This is a genomic window from cf. Phormidesmis sp. LEGE 11477, from assembly GCF_015207105.1.
Lineage (GTDB): Bacteria > Cyanobacteriota > Cyanobacteriia > Phormidesmidales > Phormidesmidaceae > Phormidesmis.
Map to the genome: position 1 here is coordinate 1 of NZ_JADEXO010000257.1, position 1,689 is coordinate 1,689.

General features: G+C 56.5%; 1 protein-coding gene and 1 tRNA gene. Both read right to left on the reverse strand.

The genetic code is table 11. The annotated features are described in order from the left end of the window. Positions 1–31 precede the first annotated feature (31 nt). Positions 32–108: transfer RNA gene (locus IQ256_RS29125), tRNA-Arg, on the reverse strand. A gap of 320 nt (positions 109–428) precedes the next feature. Continuing rightward, positions 429–1,409, reverse strand: coding sequence for an IS110 family transposase (locus IQ256_RS29130; RefSeq protein WP_193859164.1), 981 nt, complete (start codon positions 1,407–1,409; stop codon positions 429–431). Positions 1,410–1,689: the final 280 nt, after the last annotated feature.

Sequence of the window (1,689 nt, forward strand, 5' to 3'; positions counted from 1 at the left end):
GAAAAAGGTGATGCAGACAAAAGCGGGAAGATGGTGCCCCGGAGACGATTCGAACGTCCGACCTAGCGCTTAGGAGGCGCTTGCTCTATCCAACTGAGCTACCGGGGCTGAAGCAGTGACGATTGTAAGGACTTTTATTCGCGGTGCCAGTTTCCGGGGAGCAAGCGACTATTTTGTCGGCGCTTACTCGCCCTGCGGGCGCCGGCGAAGCGGCGGTATCCGCATCGCGTTCGTTCGGCCAAAGCACGCTTTGGAAAGCCCCGACCTCACCCAGCTGAGCTACCGGGGCATTATTACGCGGGCAGATTGTACGGAGTTTTGTTCTTGGTGCCAGTTTTAGGCAGCCAAGGGGGTATCTCCTGTGGGTCCAATCTTGAGCCCGGAGCTTTTCCGTAGATACCGTCTCTCTGAATGAACCACAACCCCTCTCACATGGGTTGTGGTTCATATTCTTTCTGGTGCGCCAGCACGCCATAAGCAATGTGCACCAGTTTTCTCATCGCTGCGCCCAGCGCTGACATCTTTCGTTTACCTGCAGCACACAGCCGCTGATATTGCCGCCGAATGCTGGGGTTATGCTGCATCGCCACAACGGCACCCATATACAACTTCTGCCGCAAGGCTGGGTCTCCATTCTTGGAGAGTCGCGGTGCGTGCCTGACCGAACTGCCCGAGGTCCACTCCACCGGCACTAAGCCCATGAAGGCCGCCACTTGTCGGCCGCTTTTGAAGCGCCTTGATCGCAGCGTCACCAGTAAATGCACCGACAGCACCTCGCCGATCCCCGGAATGCTTTCCAGCAAGCGCCTGTCGCGCTTAAGGCCGTCATGGCGATCAATATGATCATCCACTTCCTTGATCAGCCTTTTGGCCTCCCGTCGCAGCAATGCCAGCACATGCGTAATCGAGTGTTCTGCTTGCGTGTCACGGTTGAACTGCGCCTTTTCTAACCGATTCTGTTCGCGCTGAATGTCCTTCTGTACCGTCTCCAGACGTTTGGCCAGCTGCTTGAGGGTCCGCACTTCCTCTGGCTCAGGCTGCCAAGGCGTCAGCTCAGGGTTCGCCTGCGCAAAATGCGCAATCCGTTTGCTGTCTTTCTTGTCACTCTTGCCTTGATCGCCCAGGGAACGGGCGTAATAACGCACGCGCGCAGGGTTCAGCACGTAGACCGTCACGCCTGCTTGGTGCAGCCAGTACGCCAGGGGCTCGTGATAGATCCCCGTCGCTTCCAGATACACTTGGAGGTCGCCTGCCTCCTCGTTGGTTTGTTTGAGCAACCAAGCCAGCAGCGCGGGATAGTGATCGTGGGCATTGGGAAATACCCGGGTTTTTACCTTGCCGGCCTGTGCATCACGCAACCAGCATAGATCGAGCTTTTTCTTACTGACATCAATACCGATGGTAGCCATCTCTCCACTTCTCCTTGTTCGTGCAGCCTCATCCGGTCAACGGCGGGCTTGGATACCGTTCAAGTTTTGAGAGAAATGCTGGCGGGACCTATCTACATCACAGGCTCAGGGCCTCAGGTCGGATACGGGTTGCCCGCCAGCAGTGGCGAAAGGGTAGCAAATCCTTCCACCGGAGAGACACAAGGTCGGTTTAGGCTCAGCCGTAAACCGACAGAGGTGTCGACTTACGGCCTTCGGTCTTTCTGTGCCCTTGGGTAAAGTCGACCGACAAGATTTATAG

What these genes read in the sequence shown, in the direction of transcription:
- IQ256_RS29130 (WP_193859164.1), bottom strand. Translation starts at nt 1,409, where the DNA reads ATGGCTACCATCGGTATTGATGTCAGTAAGAAAAAGCTCGATCTATGC.